Here is a 15303-nt window from a genome sequence, read left to right as displayed (position 1 = left end):
CTCACCTTGAATAAGTGCCCGTGGTTACGGGCTGTTTTCCCTTTCCTCCGCCATAACGCGCAGGGCTTCGCCTTCCAGCACCTGAAGGTCAGGGAAGATTTCAGCGAGTTTCTTTTTCTTGATGCCGAGGAACCCGGCCACGTCGCGGATGCAGCTATAGTCGAGGCCGATCGCACCGCCGGCGCCTGCTCTCCACTGGGTCGACATGCGGTTGAAAAGCAGGAAGGCCGGCCAGTTGCAGGGCCAGACCTCCACTTCCTCAACCAGATCTCCAGGGGCAAGGCCGAACATCCCGATAATCGCGTCGGGCACGCTCGGCGAGTACATGGCGCGGGCGGCGTCGGTCAGTTTCCCAGGCGGGCCTGGCTGTATGCGCCCTCATGAGCCTTAACGACAGCCTCGGCGGCGCCCTGGCAGGACTTTACGAAGGCGACGATGTTGTCGTCGTTGTATTCGTCATCGAAGCCCCAGCCGACTACCAGGTCCTTGATCTGCTGAGTTTGCTGCTCGGTATCCACGGCTACAATTTCCGACCATGACGGTTTATCGCCCAATGCGGCCTGTGCCTTCTTACGCTTGTCGTTCCATTCATCGAACAGCGCGGCAAGCTCGGCGCGATCCCGATACTTGAAGGTGAACTCGACCTTCTCGGGCGCGCTGCCAACGATCGGAATCAGCACCGGCGCATTGAACGTAGCGCTCTGCGCAATACGAATCTTGGCCATGGGTTACACCGCCGCAGTCAGGTAACGGGTCGGCTCCGACTGCAGGGCCAAGCTGACGGTACGGGTCAGCAGGTTGTTACGGGACACCGCCGGCTGCTTGGAGAACGACGTGTAGGTGCCGTACAGCAGGGTGTCGTTACCGGGCAGGTTCAGCCGCGCTGCTTCGATCTGCTTGCCGGCGTCTGCCTTCAGCAGCACCCCGTTGAACGCCTGGGCGGGGTCATCGGCAATGGTGAGCACCATACTTGCCGCTGATTTGTCGGTGGGGATCTGCTTGCCCTGGTCATCCTCGAGGAACACCACATCCAGGTAGTTCTGTTCGCCGCCGGAGAAGGCCACGTCGGAGATTTGCGGGATCTGCACCCAGGTCAGCACCTTGCGCATCGTGCCCGCGCCGCCAGCGACCGGATAGACCTGCGTGTCGGTAGTGTCGATGCCTTCCAGGGTAATCGCCGTTGCCGTGGCTGCCTTCACGCGCACCACCTTGCTATCCAGCTTGCTCCAGCCAGACGTCAACAGAACAATATCGCCGGCAGCGATGGTGCCACCTACAACGGTGGCAACGGCCTCGGCAGCGTTGCTAATGGCAGTGAATGCCAGTGCGGTCGCATAGGTTGCGGCGTGCTGGAAGGTGCCGCCGTTGGGGAGTTTGTAGCCCATGGGGTATTTCCTCTTTGCAGATGTGAAAAACCCGCTCAATGGCGGGTCTCTGGGTTTGCCCAATGGGCGGGATCAGTTGGTGTCGGCTCGGTACAAGAACGAGACTGGAACGGTATAAGTTGAATCGCCTGTGATGCCGGGCCCTGGGTCAACTGGCGACATGGTCACCACGGTGACCGCACCCTTCGTATCCCTGGCGTATAGCGGGAACAGATCAACCAGTTCGGTGGTGATTGGGTTGGTCTTGGTCTTGCCGGTGCCCGCCGGCGCGATGATGCTGACCTGAAACACGCCGGTGAACAGCCGGTGATCACCGCCGAGCGTGTTGCTCGCGGTGTCGCCCGGGATCGTGAAAGCCCGCAGATAAGTCTCGCCCGCCGCCGGCGTGTAGGCCGTGTTCTCGAAGACGATCTTCAGCTTCTCCGACCTGGCAGCGTTCCAGGCGATGAGCTTGGCCTCGTAGATCGAGGCGATGATTGCGTGACTCATACCTGGTTGTTCCTGATGGCCTCCAGCACGATCTGCTGAAAGCGAGCCACGGTTACCCGGACCATTCCGCCGGGGGCCTGTGTCGAATGGCCGAACTCCAGCGGAATCGCGTAGGGCAAATTGTTAATGATGTAGGCCATCTGGCCGGCGGTGAAGTCGCTCATTGCGGCCACCAGTGCTGCGGTGGTTTCTGCGCCGCTCGGGTCGACCTCGTCGAAGGTGACACTCTCGACAACGCCCAGCGAGATGTGCCAGTTCGCGCGGAACCGGCCGCCGACGTAGCCCTCTTGCGCCTTGAGGTCCATGCCGTCGTTGAGCTTGCGGCCCTTCTTCAGCCGCCCGCCCTTCGTGAGGTTCGCCGGGTCGCTGCGCAGCGCGCTGTTGTGGTCGTCGACAGCCTTGTTGTACTGCGTCGCCACAGCATTCTGCGCCCAGATCTCCGGGTTACCCACGGGAGACATGCGAATCAGGCTGCTGCCTACCTCGATGATGATCTCGCGAACGCTGGCGTCGATGGCTTCACTGGTCTGTGCCGCGAACTCGGCCAGGCTCAGGGCGAAGCTGCCGGACTGGCCAGCGCCTGCGCGGCTCATGACCGCACCTGCAGTTCATATAGGATCGGCGTGCCGGCCGGGTTGATCTCTTTCAGCGGAGGCACGATTGACCAGGTGCGGCCCTGGGCCACGACTTTGTCGAGCAGGCCCGGCATCCAGGTCAAACCCTGCGCAGCGATCTTGAGCTTCTTGTCGCCCTGCTTAATGAGGCTGTTGTTCTGGAATTCTTGGCCGGTGAAGTCGAGCAGGATGCCTTGCGCGACTTGCTCTACGGGCACGCCAGGAGCTTCGCCGCCTGTCTCCGGGTCGTACTCTCCCGGCTCAGTCTTGCTAATAGTCACAGGCTGGCCGAACTCTGTGATCATCTCCAGAGCCATCACGGCCATTTCGTCGTAGAAGGCCATGGTGGCTCCAGATATGAAAAACCCAGCGCGATGGCTGGGCTTCGATTTACTCGGTTTTTCCTGAAAGGTAGTCTGAAGCCGCTTTCGTCCGCTTCGTACGCTCCTCTAGGAGCTTGTCTGCAAGAAGAGCAGCTGCTGTCGCCGCTTGATAAGGCGATTCGTTACCGTCGACTACTACGGATAGCGCAGCAGCAGCAAATCTGTCCAATGCGGCGGTATCACTATTAAACAACTTGGCAGTCATAAATCACTCCTCCATAAGCGAGGCAAAAAACTACCACTACGCACGTACCGCAAACAAACCCCGCCTAAGAAGGTAATCAGAAAACTGCGTAGCGCTCGGGCGATCAGGCGCCGCCGGCAGCAGTCGGCCGCTGGTGTTCGGAATAGTCGCGTACTCGCGAGTCACCGCGCCTTCGACACGCTCCAGCGTTACCGCGCCTTTGCGCTTGTCGATCGGGTCTATGTCGTCCTGATGAATCTCAGCAGCCAGGGCCATTTGGCCGTATTGGATACGCGCGGGCAGGTAGTTGTTCGGCTTGATCTCATGATCCAGCAGCACTTCCCGGCGCGGCCAGGATAGACCCTGCTCGCTACTGGTCTTGCGCCCCTTCCAGGTCATGCCATCCATCGCCAGGGCGGCCCGGCGCAGCAGCGCTTCCTGCTCGGGAACGCCTGCGGGGATGACCGTGCCGAACTTCACGGCATACAGGGCCAGATCCTCGGCGCTCGCGTAGCTTTCGGCGTCAGGCTTGCCGGTGCCGTCCTCGATGATGAGTGTCATGCGTTAACTCGCTGGAATGGTTTGAAGATTGGCCGCCGAATCACCAACAGCCAGCAGTATTACTACTTGGGCAGCTCAGCGACGAGCTTTTCCAGGGATTCTTTCGAAGCGTTGGCCCGGTACTGGACATTGGCTTCATCGAGTTTGGCTTTCAGCACCTCGATTTGAGTGGCCTCATCCGCCGGCGGTGTGGTGGCGGCCTTCTTCAGCGCTTCAACCTCGCCGCGCAGTGCGTCGACAGTCAAGGCAAGGCCGTCACGCTCAGTAGTCAGGTCATCTACTGAGGCATGGATAGTTCCCAGCACTTCGAACAGGCGCAACGCCAGTTCACCAGCCTCTGGACAGTGGATTTCGCCAGCCTCAAGGCCACCAATCAGGATCTCGATCGATCCATGTTCAGCCCGCAAAGTCGCGATGACTTTTTCCAGTTCGGCCTGGTTGGCACCGCCAACAATCTGCACCCGCTTGGCTTCCTTCACCGACACGTCAATGCCGGCTGCTTCGTACGCATTGACCACGCTCGGCCAATCGCCAATCACCAGCACGCTGGTCACGCCGGCTTCGGGCTTATCGAAGTGTTCCGGATTGCGGTAACGCTTCTCCGGGTCGAAGCCGCTCAGCTGGTTGCTGTAAGTCAGTTCCATGTGTTTCTCCAAGGCGGCCATCGCTGACCGCGCGTTGAGTTTTTGGCCTAGCCGCCAGTTGCTGGAGGCGTTGCAGTCAAAGTGATCATCACGCCGGCGGTTACCTTGTTGCTGCCCGCGTGCTTGACCCAGTTGGCAGCGGAACCGACCGCGGCCAGGGTTGGGTTAGAACCGCCAGTGGTGGCTTTCCAGCTGTAACCCAGCACATCGATGTTCACGGTACCTTCAGCGCGGTAGCCGATGCTCAGGTTCTCTTCGTCGTTCACTTCGTATGAACGGAAGCCCGGGGCCTGGGATTCGGTAATAGTTACGGCGTTTGGCAGCAGACCGAAGATCACGTCCGCAGGTGCGGTGTCAGTCACAAGTACAGGCTTGCCCAGGGTGCCAGGCAGGCCGCCGTAGATCACGACGCCAGCTTCTTCGTAGATCTTGTTGGTGATGGCTTCATCAACGATGTCGAAGTAGGCGCTGGAGTGCATGACCCACAGTGCGATCCGACCGAACTTATCGCCGAATTTGCGCATGCCGCGAGTCAGCGTCTTCTTGCCGTCGGTTTCGATGTTGGCCGAAACCACCATGTCAGCGTTGGAGCCGATGGCCGCGCGCAGACCAGCAGTTGCGTACTGGATGAAGCCTTCCAGGGTCGCGTCAGCAACGTCGGCGCCGACGATCTGAGAGAACTCCTCGACCGGACGACCGCGGCGCTTGAACGCCTCTTCGGTGGTCTGGTACGGGCCGTACTTCCAGGGAGCCTTGACGCCTACAGCTTCGCCGGCGCTGATCTTCTTGGCGGTAACCTTGCCGTCAGAGTTGACGTCACGGTGTTCCAGCGATCCGTTCAGCTTGTAGAGAGCACGCTTGCGGAAGTCGCCTTCGATCAGTTCGTTGTCCAGCACCATCGCGCCGTTGGACGATGCATTGAACACATCCAGGTTGTCCTGGACACGCTCCAGGTATGCGGTTTGCGCCTCATCGTTGTAGATGATCAGGTCGCTATTTACGGTTGTAGCCATGGGTCAATCCCCTTACTTGGGCAATTGCAGATATGCGGTTTGGCCGTGCTTGCGCTGGAAGTCGCGCTTCTGCTCGGAGGTCATTTCGGAGCGCTTGAATGCAGCCTTGCCGCCACCCCCGCCCGGGGCAAATGTCCCTGAAGCCCTTGGCCACAGATGAGGTGCGCTTTCGCGCAGAGATTCCGCCCATTCGAGCGGAGTCAGAGGGGTCTTGCCGTCTTTACCGAGGATGACCTGGCCGGATTCATCAACGGCGACTGCATCGCCATCTTCGTTAAGGGTGAACACGCCTTTGGCGCGCAGGATGATGTCGTCTGTCGCTTCAGGGAGCGCACCAGCCTTCAGTGCTGCGCCGCGTACCGAGTCGCCCAGGACTTTGCCCTGGAACTTTGCAGCGAAGGACTCAGCTTTCTCGGCACGCTCGCTGATGGTCTTCAGCTGCTTGTCGTAGTCACCGCGCAGACGCTCAGTGCGGCGGTTGAAGACCTCGTCCACTTTGCCCTCGGTCAGCAGCTTGGTTTCTTCGTCCTGGCCCGCGCGACTAAGCAGGCCTTTGACGGCGTCGATGTCGATGCCTTCAAACTGAGTTTCGAACTGGGTGAGCTTGCCGGAGGTTTCCTTCAGCTTACCCAACAACTCCGAGTTCTTGGTTTTCAAACCCGAAACGGATGCTTCAACGGCAGTCGCGATAGCGGCCTTGATTGCCGGGTTTTCCAGGTCGATTTCGTTTTCTTCTGCCACTTTGATGCACCCCTTGGGTTTAGTCCGCCCGCTTTGCAGGCAATAAAAAACCGCCCGGAGGCGGCTGGTTGAATGTGTTCGGTTAAATCCCGGCCCTCTCAAATGCCAGCGGCTCTAGTCCCTTCATCTGCGCCAGAGTTAGCGGTGCGAAGTTGCGATCAAGCTGCAGCTCGGCGAAGCGCTCGACGGTCAGCCCTCCCTGCCGGAACAGCTTGGCCCGGACAGGCCCGATGGCGACATCCTGGAAAGACGCCGGCTGCTGCTGAAGCCAGTGGTAGTAATCGAGGTCGGCACTCACCTGCTGGCCGCCGTCTGCGCCAACCGAAGCCCGCGTAGCGCCCTTGGCGAACATCACGCTGAGCTTGGTCAACAGGATGATGGTGGTCCGGCAGTTCGGGTGGAACGGCGGCCTTGGGCCGGAATCCACCGGAAACTTGCGTTTGTCCATCGAGCGGCACAACTGGCTGGTCTTGCTATCCAGCGTGGCCACCATCTGGATCTCTTGCACGATGTCCGTGTTGGCCTTGGCCACCTCCATACGGGCCTGGGACGACACATGCTGAATCGCGGTGTGCACGACCGTGCTGGCATTGCGGTTGGTGGCGGCGAGGATGCCGTCCTTGTACCCGGCAGCCTTGGTACCGCGAATGTTGCGGATGATCTGGAAATTCGTCTGCCCTTCGAAGAAGCCTTGCCGAATGGTGCCGGTGACGCGCTCACGCTCTGCGCCAGTCCACCCTTTGATGAAGGCCTTGAGCAGCTTCCCGCCGCCGGTACCGCGCACACTGAGCGGGTTCGTCAGCACTGCGGTGCGGATCGCTGCAGCCGTCGGCGCAACCACATCCAGTGAGAGTCCAACCGGCGCCGATCTGGCAAGGCTGGTTGCCTCAAACTCGGCCTCGTAATTGGCGATGTCCACCAGGTCGAGGTTCAGTTGCGCGCTGTAGCGATCGAAGATGCCCAGCAGCAGACTATCCACTTCCTTCAGCAGCGCTTCGAGGCGTTTGACACTGTACTCAGTCAGGTCCGACTGGGTCAGCCGGTCGCGAATTGAGCGGTCAATCTCCTTGAGAAAGGGAGCGAACTTGCCGACCTCCCCAGCCTTGAGCTTTTCGAGAAAGACCGCGTGCCGGATCGTGGCATCAAGTACTGCCGGATTTACCGCCATTTGGTTTGTCCTCGTCGTCCAGGTCCAGGCCGTCGCCCTGCTCTTCCAGCTCGCCATCGATTTGCAGGTCTGTTCGCTCTGGCGCAATCAGCCCAAGCTTGCGTAGGTACGCCCGAAGATCCGCCTTCGCGAAGCCGCCGTTCTGCCACAAGCCAACCAACGCTGTGATCATCTGCGGATCCGCCGTTAGCTCGACGAATTCCTGATTAACCTGGTAGGCGACCTTCTTGTCAGCAACGCCCATGTAGGCGCAGCACCACATGATGGCTCGCGTGTATGCCTCGCTGACGTTTGCCACACAACCAGCGAGCACCGATGTGGATGCCGACTGATCGCCGCGCGACTCGGTAGCTGTCTTGGTGGCAAGTGACGCCACAACCATCCGTGCGCCCAGTTCAATCATCATCTGGTTCTTATCGGCCATCGCCTCTTTGACCAGCGTATTGGGTAAGGGCTGCGCGTAACCGAACTGGCCGCCAGCTGGCAGCATCATCGGTGCCCGGGAGCCTACATAAACACCGTTCTTCTCCATCCAGTCGCGCCACTGCTCATCCAAACCAGAGATCCACGGCTGAGCCTGGCCACACCAGAAGACGCTGTCTTCGTAGTCGGCGCTGTTCCGGTAATGACCCAGGTTGATCATGGCGATGTCGTACAGCGGCGACTCGTCGATGCTTGGGTCGTTGTTCTGTGCCCCGACGAAGGTGAACGGGATCTCTTTGAAGCGCCCAGTGACACCTTCAGGCCTGAATTCTTCGATGACCTCCAGTGGGCCGCCACCCTTTGGTCCGGACCGCCGCCAAACCCGGCAAACAAAGCCGTCTTCCTCCAGCGCCAGTTCGCGGTACTGCTCAGCTGTCTTGTAGCCAAACCCTTCCGGTATCTCCGGCGACTCGCGCAGCACCACCAGCGTCAGCACGCTGTGGCCGTTCACCATACCCGTGCGCCAGTTGATGATGTCCTCTGCGCAATAGGAAAGGATCACAGAGTGACCGCCGATGCCGTCGTCTTGGTGATAGTCGACGTACAACCCGTGGCGCCCAGCCTCAAGCACCTTCTCCAGCGTGCCTTGGGAGTGCTGGTAAATGCTGACACCGGAGCCGTTTGCATTGTCCTGCAGGTATTCCAGCTTCTTCGGTACCGCGAGGGTCGGATCTTTATGGAAGGCCAGACCCAGCAGCCCGTTTCGGGTGTGCCCAGTGGCGTTCTTGAACACCGCCCGCTCGCGGTAAGCCCTGTTCCGGTCTACGTTCTCCGGCGACTTGTCGTGCGCGTTGATGTAAGGCAGCCGATCGACCACCCGGTGCTGGCCGGCGCAGACGTCACGAACGGTCGCCCAGCGGTCCAGCACTGCAGTGTATTCCGCCCGCTTGAAGGAGACGTCATTGCTCATCGGGCGTATCCCATTTTGATAGCGGTGACCGGTTTGATGATCGGATACTCGCGGTGGATGAAGTAGCCACCGGCGTCGTTCGCGTGATCGATGCCTGCGGTTTTATCTGGCTCCCCGTTCGCGCCCCACACCTGTTGCTCCAGGCCATCGGCGTAGGTTGGGCAGGTGAACGGGTTGATCAGGTAGCGGCGCTCGCCCTGCGCATTGCAGAAGACGGCGTTCATTGCGTTGATTCGATCCTTCACCGGCGGGTTTGCAGCTGGAGCGATGACCGCGAACCCGGCCTGCTTGAGCATGGCAAGGTCGGTGATGCTGGCGTTCACGGACTTGCGTGAATCGCCCGAGGCGTCCGGGTAGATCCTGATTTCGCAGGTCTTCTTGAAATCGTTGCCGTCGTGCCGCCAGTAGCGTTCTTTGATCCGGCGGATCATGTCGGGCGTGTCGTAGCCGTCGATCAGCTCATCTACTGCCCTGGGCAAACCCTCGTCGCGTTTGACGTGGGTAATCGCCGCCATCTTACCGACGTTGAAATCCATCCCGATGAACAGGGGCTCGCCGGGCTGCACGGTGTCGAAGCACCCGTTGAGCTTGCGGTCGTAGGCCGTGTAGATCGTGCCGGACGTCAGGTTGACGAACTGGCCTTTGAGGTACGCCATGATCAGCTGCGGCGGATACGACTCCATCAGGGAGGCGATGTAGTCATCCGGCAGATTGAGCTCGTTGTCGAAGGTGCTGGCCTGCACCAGGCCGTACATCTCCTTGAGCGACGGCTTGTCGCGGAGCTGCTTCACGAACTGCAGGAAGACGAACTTGAAGCCTTCCGGCGTCGTGGTGACATCCACCCCGTTCTTCAGCCCGGGCAGGTTGTAGCGCATCCGGGCGATGATCTTGCGCCAGGCCTGCTGTGCCTTGATGGCCGTCAGCACGTCCAGCTCATCCACCAGAGCGTGACCGATCTTGAAGCCAACGATGGTCTGAGGCTTCTCCATAGACCTGCAAATCACAGTGCCGCGGCACTGCCGGCCGCTGTAGATGTGAACCTCGTGGTTCGCCTGGTTGATCTTGGTCTTCAGCCCCCAGTCATAAGCCACTTCATCCATGGTCGGATAGAAGATGTCCCGGATCTGCGGGTAGGTCGGCGCGAAGTACCCAGCGTTGACGCCGGGCCACTCCATGAAGTGCTTGCTGAGTGCCGAGCAGCCCACCCATGTTTTCCCCGAGCCGAAACCGGCAACGAAAGCACGAAACTTGTGGGGCAGCGTGAGGAACTGAGCCTGCGGAACATTAAGGCTCGGCATTCGGTTTCCTCGCATCCACCACATCGACCTGAATCCGAGTCGGAATTACCGGTTCGTCGCCCGCCTCCTCCTTCCGTGCTCGATTGACGTAGATGTCGCCGGTTTCTTTCGCCGCCTGCTCGAGGATCTGCATGGCCAGGCCGATGTTCTTCATCGACTCGGCCCTCTCCACGAAGCGGTTCATGGCACGAAGGCGGAAGGCACGATTGGCGATCGGGATGTCAGCTGTCTCTTCGCGGAATCGCTTACGGGTGTCGTGGAAAAGGGTCACCCACTTCTTTGCCAGGTCTCGGCCGGCACGCTTGGTCGGGTCTTGCGCCTCGCACTGCTGACGGGTCACCTCAATGCCGAATTCCTCTCGGACAGCCGCTGCAACCTGGGAAGGTGTGTCGAAGCACGCCAAGGCCTGAACCATGAAGCCTTTCACCTCACTGTTCAGGGCTGCCATAGGGTAAATTCCGTCTTAGGTCTGTCAGGGGTCAGGCCGATCTGAGCAGACAGGTTCCGCAGGCCCTCGCAATGTTCAATTTCCCTACCTCGGCAGGATTGTGTGCAGCATCAGATGTGCGCCCACGACTTGCGGCGAACCACATCAAGGGCCGTTCTCTTATGGATGCCGTAGAGCTCAGCAAGAGTTTCAACATCAACGCCTGATGTTGAGTGAAGCGCTCGCATTTCCAGCACCTCACCCTCTTTCAGTTTGGCTTGTCCGTTAGATTCGCCCTTTGCCGTCTGCAACCCATGCTCATAGGAGTGGTGTTGATTGTCCGAAGACGTAACCCATTCCAAGTTGAAGACGGCTGCGTTTCCCCTGTCGGCGTCAATATGATTAACCTCAGCGCCATGAAACGGCGGCTCACCCAGAAATGCGATCGCTACGAGCCGATGAACAAGCTCAGTGCGTTTGCCTCCCGGGTAGCAGAGATCGACACTCAGGTATGGTCGAGCCTTACTGCGGCCAGGTGTCTTTAAGATTGTGCCTGCCTTCGCGCACGTCCTGGTCGTGAGGCGCTTGATTCGACCCAGGTTGCTTACCGCGTAGTCCGGGTAGTTTTGAATCGTCTTCCACTGCTCTTCCACTACACAGCCCTCATCAAGCAGGTACCGCAAGCACTCGCTATAGAGGCCCGGTTAACGGATGGTGGTTTTTTGGCCGCTTCGACCATTCGCGCAACATCGCTATCTGGCGCGCCAACGCCATATCGCTCAACGATGGCAACGAACTCGTTGACGTCGTGGCCGCGCATCTCAAGCTTGGGCGCGCCTTCCTTTGTGAAGGCTGACTGGCCGTACTTATCGTTGGCGTGAGCGATGTGATAGAGCTCATGCTCAACCAAGGCGCAGAAGTCGGTATCGCTGCACTGGGCGCAGTAGTCAGCAGCCAAGGTGATGATGAAGGCCGGCACATCGCCGAACCAATCACGCATCTGTTGCTCCATCCGGGCTTTCTGCCAGCCACCAGCGCGGAACGCTACCTGCTCGGCCTGGCCCAGGACCGTCCTACCCTGTTTCTCGAAGCTCGACGATGCCCACATGATCCGGATGTCTGCATCCAGTAGGTGAGCATGGTCTTCGTTGTGGATGGTGCCGGTGTCGGCGAGTATCTCGGCTTGGAGCCATTCCCACACTTCGGGGGCAGGCATCAGGCAGGTGCCGAAATCCGAAAGATCGGATAGCTCGACCAATGACGCAGGAGGACGCGGCCGATTCATACCAGAAGAACCTTCTCAATTCAGAGTTCGCCCCCAAAAGAGGGGCAGATTGCCCGCCTATTCGCGAGCCAGCCCGGCCTAATGAGCTCTCATTAACCAACGAGGCTCGAAGGATGAAAAACACAATTTACTTAGTGCTTGCAGTAGCAGTCGTCATTTTCATGATCGCACCGGAATGTGTGAAGCCCGGGATCGTTGCTTGCCTGCTCAGTAAGCCCTGAAGTTTGCAATCTCGGCTGGGTAGGTTCGTTCGATCGCCTCCCAGTCGGGTTGCTTGGTTGTCATCGCTTTCTCTATCTATTTTTTAAATTCGGGACATCACGTACTTGAATTGATCTCAGATAGAAATCAACAATCAGCTCGACGCCGACAAACTAGTGACGCCAAGTGTTTGTCAGGTTATTGATTCATAAATCATTGAGAGAAAAACCATGATTCCAGAAGTCGGTATTTTTAGCTTTTTGATCGCAGCCGCTTTCGTCGTGCTCTATCTGTTCGCGCGACAGGTGCGCCGCGGTGTGGCTTATGCGAACCGCACCGAGGCCCCAAGGGAGCGGGCTGGGATTTACTGTGTAGTCGTTGCACTCATGGGCTTCATAGTCGGCAGCCTCTATCAACCGTTGCATGAACGCGGCGCAGCCTGCATTGAAGCCTCGCAACCCGTGGTGCAATGCGTGTTGTTTCAAACCCGCTAAATCAGTTCTATAGCGTGCCGCACTCATCTGCGGCACACCTACCCTTCCCCGCTATCCAGCAGCACATCAATCAGCTTCTGCTCACCCAGGCGCATGGCACCCAGGCATTGAAGGTCGTCACACTTGGGGCCGAGACCGAACACGGTCACCTCTCCCTTCGCGCCGATAAGCGTCAAGGCGCCCACCGTGCACTCGGGATGCTCACCGGCGTCGAGGTCATCGGCAATCTTGCGCAGGGTCTTGGCGGCATCGCGCCAGTCTTCCCGCTTGAACTCCAAAACCTTGATGGTCATTCGGTCACCATCTGATGAGTTTGTGCGTGGGTGTGACCGTGGAGCAGGCTCACGATCAGCCCCTGGGGCAGCCCGGCTTCCTTGGCGGCGTCAACGGCATCAGCAATGGCCTTGTCGAGAGCATTCACAGCTGCGTTGATGTCCGGGCTCATCGGGAGTACGTGCCGCAGGCGGGTTACGTTACTCATGATGCCTCCAGGGTCAGCACAGTGATCTCACCCCATACAGGATGAATGTCGACTGTCTCGCCGTCGGACGCCTTTAAAGGCTGGTCGGCGACAACTGCGATACCCGCCTTTGTGTCGCACCAGATCACGTGGGTAACTGGCTGGCCGTCGATGATCACTTCCCGCCGGCCCCGACCATCATCCCAGTAGTGGACGTGCTCGCCTGATTGGTCGCTCATGGCGAAACCTCATACTGGAACGCCCGATCAGCAGGCATGGTCGTGACAAACCGGCACCGGTGAGAATCGAACTCTTCCTGGGTCGCAATGGTGCGCTCATACCGGGAGTTGGTCTTACAGGTGAACCGCTCGCGATGAACGACCACACCCTCACGCAGGAACTCGACCTCAGCCGATCCCAGTAGCTTGGTTACGATTACTTTCATTGGGTTATCCCGCGCCACGATTTGGCGCATTCGAAAACGTGGCGCGGCTTATTGAGTTACCCGGTTGAGGGCTTCATCCGCTTTGTCGGCAGCCTGGGCCGCAGTCGTTGCTGCCTTGGTCGCCTTGTCGGCAGCAGTGCCGGTTTGGCGGGTCAGCTCTTCCAGGCGCTTATCGCGCTCGCCCATTGCGGTGTCATAGGCTTTGCGGATGTCGGTCACCTGGTTGCTCTGGTTCTCGGCAAGAGACCAGTAGGCAGCCTGGTAGCCGAGAACGGCGCCACCACCCACTAGCACGACGGCAATCGCCCACACTTCGGCCCGGCGCCACCAGCGGCGGGCGATAAATTCCAATGCGCATCTGTCCATCAGGCGATACCTCCCAGCTTGGTACGCAGGCGAGTGATCTCGTCGCTCTGCTGCGTCACGCGGTCAGTGAGTTGAGCGACCTGGCTGGTCAGCGCTTCGATCTTGCCTTCCATACGCCCCACCGCAGCAGCCAGGTCGTTCCGCTCTTTTGCGAATTGATCAGCGCGCGCCTCAGCTTCTTTGCGGGCGGCACGCTCCTGGTTCAGGAGCTCATTGAGCCGGCGCAAAGTGCCGATGTCGGCGTTATCCATGGCCCGGTCGGTCGCATCCTTCGATAGAAATTTGCGCAGCCATAGCAGGCCGCCCAGTACAACGGTGGCGCTACCGCCCAGCCAGGTAGCTGTGCCTGGGCCGAGGTCAGTAGGATCCATCGTCACTCCATGAAGAAAATGGCCTTGGCCAGAAATAGGTCAGCCCCAGCAGCACTCCCAGCTCGGAGCAATGGGTGTGGTGGAGCCGAAAACGAAAAGGCCCCGCACAATGGCAAGGCCCTGAATAAGTGCGCGGCCTACGCCGCGCGGTATTGCTTGAAAGTCTGCGTTTACGCAGATCCGGATCTCTTCAGCGCGGCTTAGGCAACTGTGCCGTCAGCGTTGAGATAGTCCCAAGTGACATTGATCTTGCGGCTGTAGTCATTGCCCAACAGAAGATAAATCCCAAGCCCTGCCGGAACCATGAAAGGCTCGGTCCGGCTCGTCGCAGTGAATGCGATAGTTTTGCTGTTATCGAAGGTATCCGCTGGCGGTGTCGCACTCACCACCACAGTGTAAGCGCCGTTAAAATTCACGGTACGCAGAATCAATCCATGTACATTTTGTTCGGGGCCTACAAGCTTATGCGGGCCAAAGGCACCGTTAACGCTTGCGTTTACAAATGTCTTGCCGATGGTTTGGATGTCCATTTTTTCACCTATTGAGTCGAATGATTTGTCGCGGAGGATTCCGCTTTCATGTCGCTCAAAGGCGATTGCTCGAGGATCTTGTCCTTCACATGATTCAACGTCCCACATCGGGAACATTTGATCTGGAGCTCTGTAAACCCACCCGTACGGGCGAGAAGTCTTTTGCAGTTACCGCATCTGAATTCTTTCAACATCTGCAAATTCCTTTTGCTGAATCGCCCTTCCATGGGGCAATAAAAAACCCGACGCGATGGCCGGGCTCGTCGACATGAAACTTGTCAGTTATCGGGATGTTCGCTCGCCACTGAATCGGCAGCGTCAACGTCCGACATATCCTCTTCGAGGGAGGGATCGTCATTCTGAGGCGGCAGGATCTCGCGCTCGCCACGACGAGGGTCGTAACCCGCTTCGTTGTCCGTGCCGCGTGTCACTTCCTGCTGCGAAATATTGCCTGGGGCACTCTTATTAATGTCCATGCTGTCTCTCCGTTCAAACGCTCGAAACAACAGCGCATAAACAGAGTAGTCGGCAGGTCAAAGCGCTTGCCTAGCACTGGACGAACGGTGGAAAGCAAAAAGCCCCGCTGTAGGCGGGGCTTAGTGAAAACTTTAGTTAATTGAGGCTTGAGGGACAGGGGCCTCGTCGATGCTAATGCAGTGCTCAATGTCAGTTATTTTCTCCAGCGCAAGCTCGGCCGTTGAATAAGCCCCGAACATTCGGCCCTGATAAAAAACAACCCACGCAAACTGAATATCCGCGTTGCCAGCCTGCCCTACAACCAACTTCTTGAACCGTTCCGCCAAGTCGTCGACATGCATCTGTGCCATGCCACGCAAAACCATGACGCTCTC

The 15303-nt window shown here is 58.8% G+C and carries 28 protein-coding genes and 1 pseudogene; all 29 read right to left on the bottom strand.

The features are described 5' to 3' along the window. Nucleotides 1-24: 24 nt before the first annotated feature. The gene (locus ACEN2T_RS00590; protein WP_012724063.1) at nucleotides 25-327 is read right to left on the bottom strand and encodes a DUF1799 domain-containing protein; all 303 of its coding nucleotides are present in this window, start codon (nucleotides 325-327) and stop codon (nucleotides 25-27) included. Nucleotides 328-344: 17 nt separating this feature from the next. Continuing rightward, nucleotides 345-725, bottom strand: a complete 381-nt coding sequence (locus ACEN2T_RS00585) for a phage tail assembly chaperone (RefSeq protein WP_442116088.1) — start codon at nucleotides 723-725, stop codon at nucleotides 345-347. A 3-nt stretch (nucleotides 726-728) separates the two neighbouring features. Then, complete coding sequence (locus ACEN2T_RS00580) at nucleotides 729-1385, bottom strand: phage tail protein (RefSeq protein ID WP_442116087.1); 657 nt, start codon at nucleotides 1383-1385, stop codon at nucleotides 729-731. Between the two features lie 72 nt (nucleotides 1386-1457). Beyond that, nucleotides 1458-1874: a phage tail terminator-like protein gene (locus ACEN2T_RS00575; RefSeq protein ID WP_442116086.1), complete on the bottom strand. Its 417-nt coding sequence runs from the start codon at nucleotides 1872-1874 to the stop codon at nucleotides 1458-1460. Continuing rightward, nucleotides 1871-2467, bottom strand: a complete 597-nt coding sequence (locus tag ACEN2T_RS00570) for a hypothetical protein (RefSeq protein ID WP_442116085.1) — start codon at nucleotides 2465-2467, stop codon at nucleotides 1871-1873. The genes ACEN2T_RS00575 and ACEN2T_RS00570 overlap by 4 nt, the downstream gene beginning before the upstream one ends. Beyond that, nucleotides 2464-2832 (bottom strand): hypothetical protein, encoded by a 369-nt coding sequence (locus ACEN2T_RS00565; protein WP_442116084.1) that lies wholly within the window; start codon nucleotides 2830-2832, stop codon nucleotides 2464-2466. Before ACEN2T_RS00565 ends, ACEN2T_RS00570 begins: the two co-directional genes overlap by 4 nt. Nucleotides 2833-2878: 46 nt before the next feature. Continuing rightward, nucleotides 2879-3076, bottom strand: a complete 198-nt coding sequence (locus tag ACEN2T_RS00560; protein ID WP_442116083.1) for a hypothetical protein — start codon at nucleotides 3074-3076, stop codon at nucleotides 2879-2881. A gap of 36 nt (nucleotides 3077-3112) precedes the next feature. Beyond that, complete coding sequence (locus ACEN2T_RS00555) at nucleotides 3113-3616, bottom strand: DnaT-like ssDNA-binding protein (protein ID WP_442116082.1); 504 nt, start codon at nucleotides 3614-3616, stop codon at nucleotides 3113-3115. A 62-nt stretch (nucleotides 3617-3678) separates the two neighbouring features. Then, nucleotides 3679-4260, bottom strand: coding sequence for a hypothetical protein (locus tag ACEN2T_RS00550; RefSeq protein ID WP_442116081.1), 582 nt, complete (start codon nucleotides 4258-4260; stop codon nucleotides 3679-3681). Between the two features lie 47 nt (nucleotides 4261-4307). Then, a complete protein-coding gene (locus ACEN2T_RS00545; RefSeq protein ID WP_311903502.1) occupies nucleotides 4308-5273 on the bottom strand; it encodes a major capsid protein in 966 nt (321 codons plus the stop codon). Between the two features lie 12 nt (nucleotides 5274-5285). Beyond that, nucleotides 5286-6014 carry a hypothetical protein gene (locus ACEN2T_RS00540; RefSeq protein WP_093546469.1) on the bottom strand — a complete coding sequence of 243 codons (729 nt, stop codon included), beginning with the start codon at nucleotides 6012-6014 and terminating at the stop codon, nucleotides 5286-5288. 82 nt (nucleotides 6015-6096) lie between these two features. Then, nucleotides 6097-7182 carry a minor capsid protein gene (locus ACEN2T_RS00535; protein ID WP_442116080.1) on the bottom strand — a complete coding sequence of 362 codons (1086 nt, stop codon included), beginning with the start codon at nucleotides 7180-7182 and terminating at the stop codon, nucleotides 6097-6099. Continuing rightward, nucleotides 7157-8575 carry a DUF4055 domain-containing protein gene (locus tag ACEN2T_RS00530; RefSeq protein ID WP_181640080.1) on the bottom strand — a complete coding sequence of 473 codons (1419 nt, stop codon included), beginning with the start codon at nucleotides 8573-8575 and terminating at the stop codon, nucleotides 7157-7159. The genes ACEN2T_RS00535 and ACEN2T_RS00530 overlap by 26 nt, the downstream gene beginning before the upstream one ends. Further along, nucleotides 8572-9873 (bottom strand): terminase large subunit domain-containing protein, encoded by a 1302-nt coding sequence (locus tag ACEN2T_RS00525; RefSeq protein WP_442116079.1) that lies wholly within the window; start codon nucleotides 9871-9873, stop codon nucleotides 8572-8574. Before ACEN2T_RS00525 ends, ACEN2T_RS00530 begins: the two co-directional genes overlap by 4 nt. After that, nucleotides 9860-10321, bottom strand: coding sequence for a DUF2280 domain-containing protein (locus ACEN2T_RS00520; RefSeq protein ID WP_442116078.1), 462 nt, complete (start codon nucleotides 10319-10321; stop codon nucleotides 9860-9862). The genes ACEN2T_RS00525 and ACEN2T_RS00520 overlap by 14 nt, the downstream gene beginning before the upstream one ends. A 31-nt stretch (nucleotides 10322-10352) precedes the next feature. Next, a pseudogene (locus tag ACEN2T_RS00515) lies at nucleotides 10353-10433 on the bottom strand (putative metallopeptidase); the annotation flags it as partial. After that, on the bottom strand, nucleotides 10432-10953 hold the full coding sequence (locus tag ACEN2T_RS00510) for an HNH endonuclease (RefSeq protein WP_427584162.1): 522 nt from the start codon (nucleotides 10951-10953) through the stop codon (nucleotides 10432-10434). The pseudogene ACEN2T_RS00515 and the gene ACEN2T_RS00510, both read right to left, overlap by 2 nt. Then, a complete protein-coding gene (locus ACEN2T_RS00505) occupies nucleotides 10953-11585 on the bottom strand; it encodes a putative metallopeptidase (protein WP_442116077.1) in 633 nt (210 codons plus the stop codon). Before ACEN2T_RS00505 ends, ACEN2T_RS00510 begins: the two co-directional genes overlap by 1 nt. A gap of 407 nt (nucleotides 11586-11992) precedes the next feature. Then, nucleotides 11993-12307, bottom strand: a complete 315-nt coding sequence (locus ACEN2T_RS00500) for a hypothetical protein (protein ID WP_260367137.1) — start codon at nucleotides 12305-12307, stop codon at nucleotides 11993-11995. 11 nt (nucleotides 12308-12318) lie between these two features. Further along, nucleotides 12319-12573: a hypothetical protein gene (locus ACEN2T_RS00495; protein ID WP_260367139.1), complete on the bottom strand. Its 255-nt coding sequence runs from the start codon at nucleotides 12571-12573 to the stop codon at nucleotides 12319-12321. After that, nucleotides 12570-12761: a hypothetical protein gene (locus ACEN2T_RS00490; protein WP_442116076.1), complete on the bottom strand. Its 192-nt coding sequence runs from the start codon at nucleotides 12759-12761 to the stop codon at nucleotides 12570-12572. Before ACEN2T_RS00490 ends, ACEN2T_RS00495 begins: the two co-directional genes overlap by 4 nt. Then, a complete protein-coding gene (locus tag ACEN2T_RS00485; RefSeq protein WP_442116075.1) occupies nucleotides 12758-12979 on the bottom strand; it encodes a hypothetical protein in 222 nt (73 codons plus the stop codon). The genes ACEN2T_RS00490 and ACEN2T_RS00485 overlap by 4 nt, the downstream gene beginning before the upstream one ends. Then, nucleotides 12976-13185 carry a hypothetical protein gene (locus ACEN2T_RS00480; protein WP_442116074.1) on the bottom strand — a complete coding sequence of 70 codons (210 nt, stop codon included), beginning with the start codon at nucleotides 13183-13185 and terminating at the stop codon, nucleotides 12976-12978. The genes ACEN2T_RS00485 and ACEN2T_RS00480 overlap by 4 nt, the downstream gene beginning before the upstream one ends. Before the next feature lie 48 nt (nucleotides 13186-13233). After that, a complete protein-coding gene (locus ACEN2T_RS00475) occupies nucleotides 13234-13551 on the bottom strand; it encodes a hypothetical protein (protein WP_442116073.1) in 318 nt (105 codons plus the stop codon). Next, nucleotides 13551-13922 (bottom strand): chemotaxis protein, encoded by a 372-nt coding sequence (locus tag ACEN2T_RS00470; protein ID WP_122763720.1) that lies wholly within the window; start codon nucleotides 13920-13922, stop codon nucleotides 13551-13553. The genes ACEN2T_RS00475 and ACEN2T_RS00470 overlap by 1 nt, the downstream gene beginning before the upstream one ends. A 200-nt stretch (nucleotides 13923-14122) precedes the next feature. After that, nucleotides 14123-14452: a hypothetical protein gene (locus ACEN2T_RS00465; RefSeq protein WP_442116072.1), complete on the bottom strand. Its 330-nt coding sequence runs from the start codon at nucleotides 14450-14452 to the stop codon at nucleotides 14123-14125. A gap of 8 nt (nucleotides 14453-14460) precedes the next feature. Then, on the bottom strand, nucleotides 14461-14646 hold the full coding sequence (locus ACEN2T_RS00460) for a zinc finger domain-containing protein (protein ID WP_442116071.1): 186 nt from the start codon (nucleotides 14644-14646) through the stop codon (nucleotides 14461-14463). Nucleotides 14647-14730: 84 nt separating this feature from the next. Continuing rightward, nucleotides 14731-14928, bottom strand: a complete 198-nt coding sequence (locus tag ACEN2T_RS00455; protein ID WP_099602853.1) for a hypothetical protein — start codon at nucleotides 14926-14928, stop codon at nucleotides 14731-14733. A gap of 132 nt (nucleotides 14929-15060) precedes the next feature. Then, nucleotides 15061-15294 carry a hypothetical protein gene (locus tag ACEN2T_RS00450; protein WP_099602852.1) on the bottom strand — a complete coding sequence of 78 codons (234 nt, stop codon included), beginning with the start codon at nucleotides 15292-15294 and terminating at the stop codon, nucleotides 15061-15063. Nucleotides 15295-15303 lie beyond the last annotated feature (9 nt).

It is taken from the genome of Pseudomonas sp. W22_MBD1_FP4, from assembly GCF_052113765.1.
GTDB lineage: Bacteria > Pseudomonadota > Gammaproteobacteria > Pseudomonadales > Pseudomonadaceae > Aquipseudomonas > Aquipseudomonas sivasensis.
Note: the sequence above shows the minus strand (reverse complement) of the source record. Positions and strands in the feature narration are given on the sequence as shown.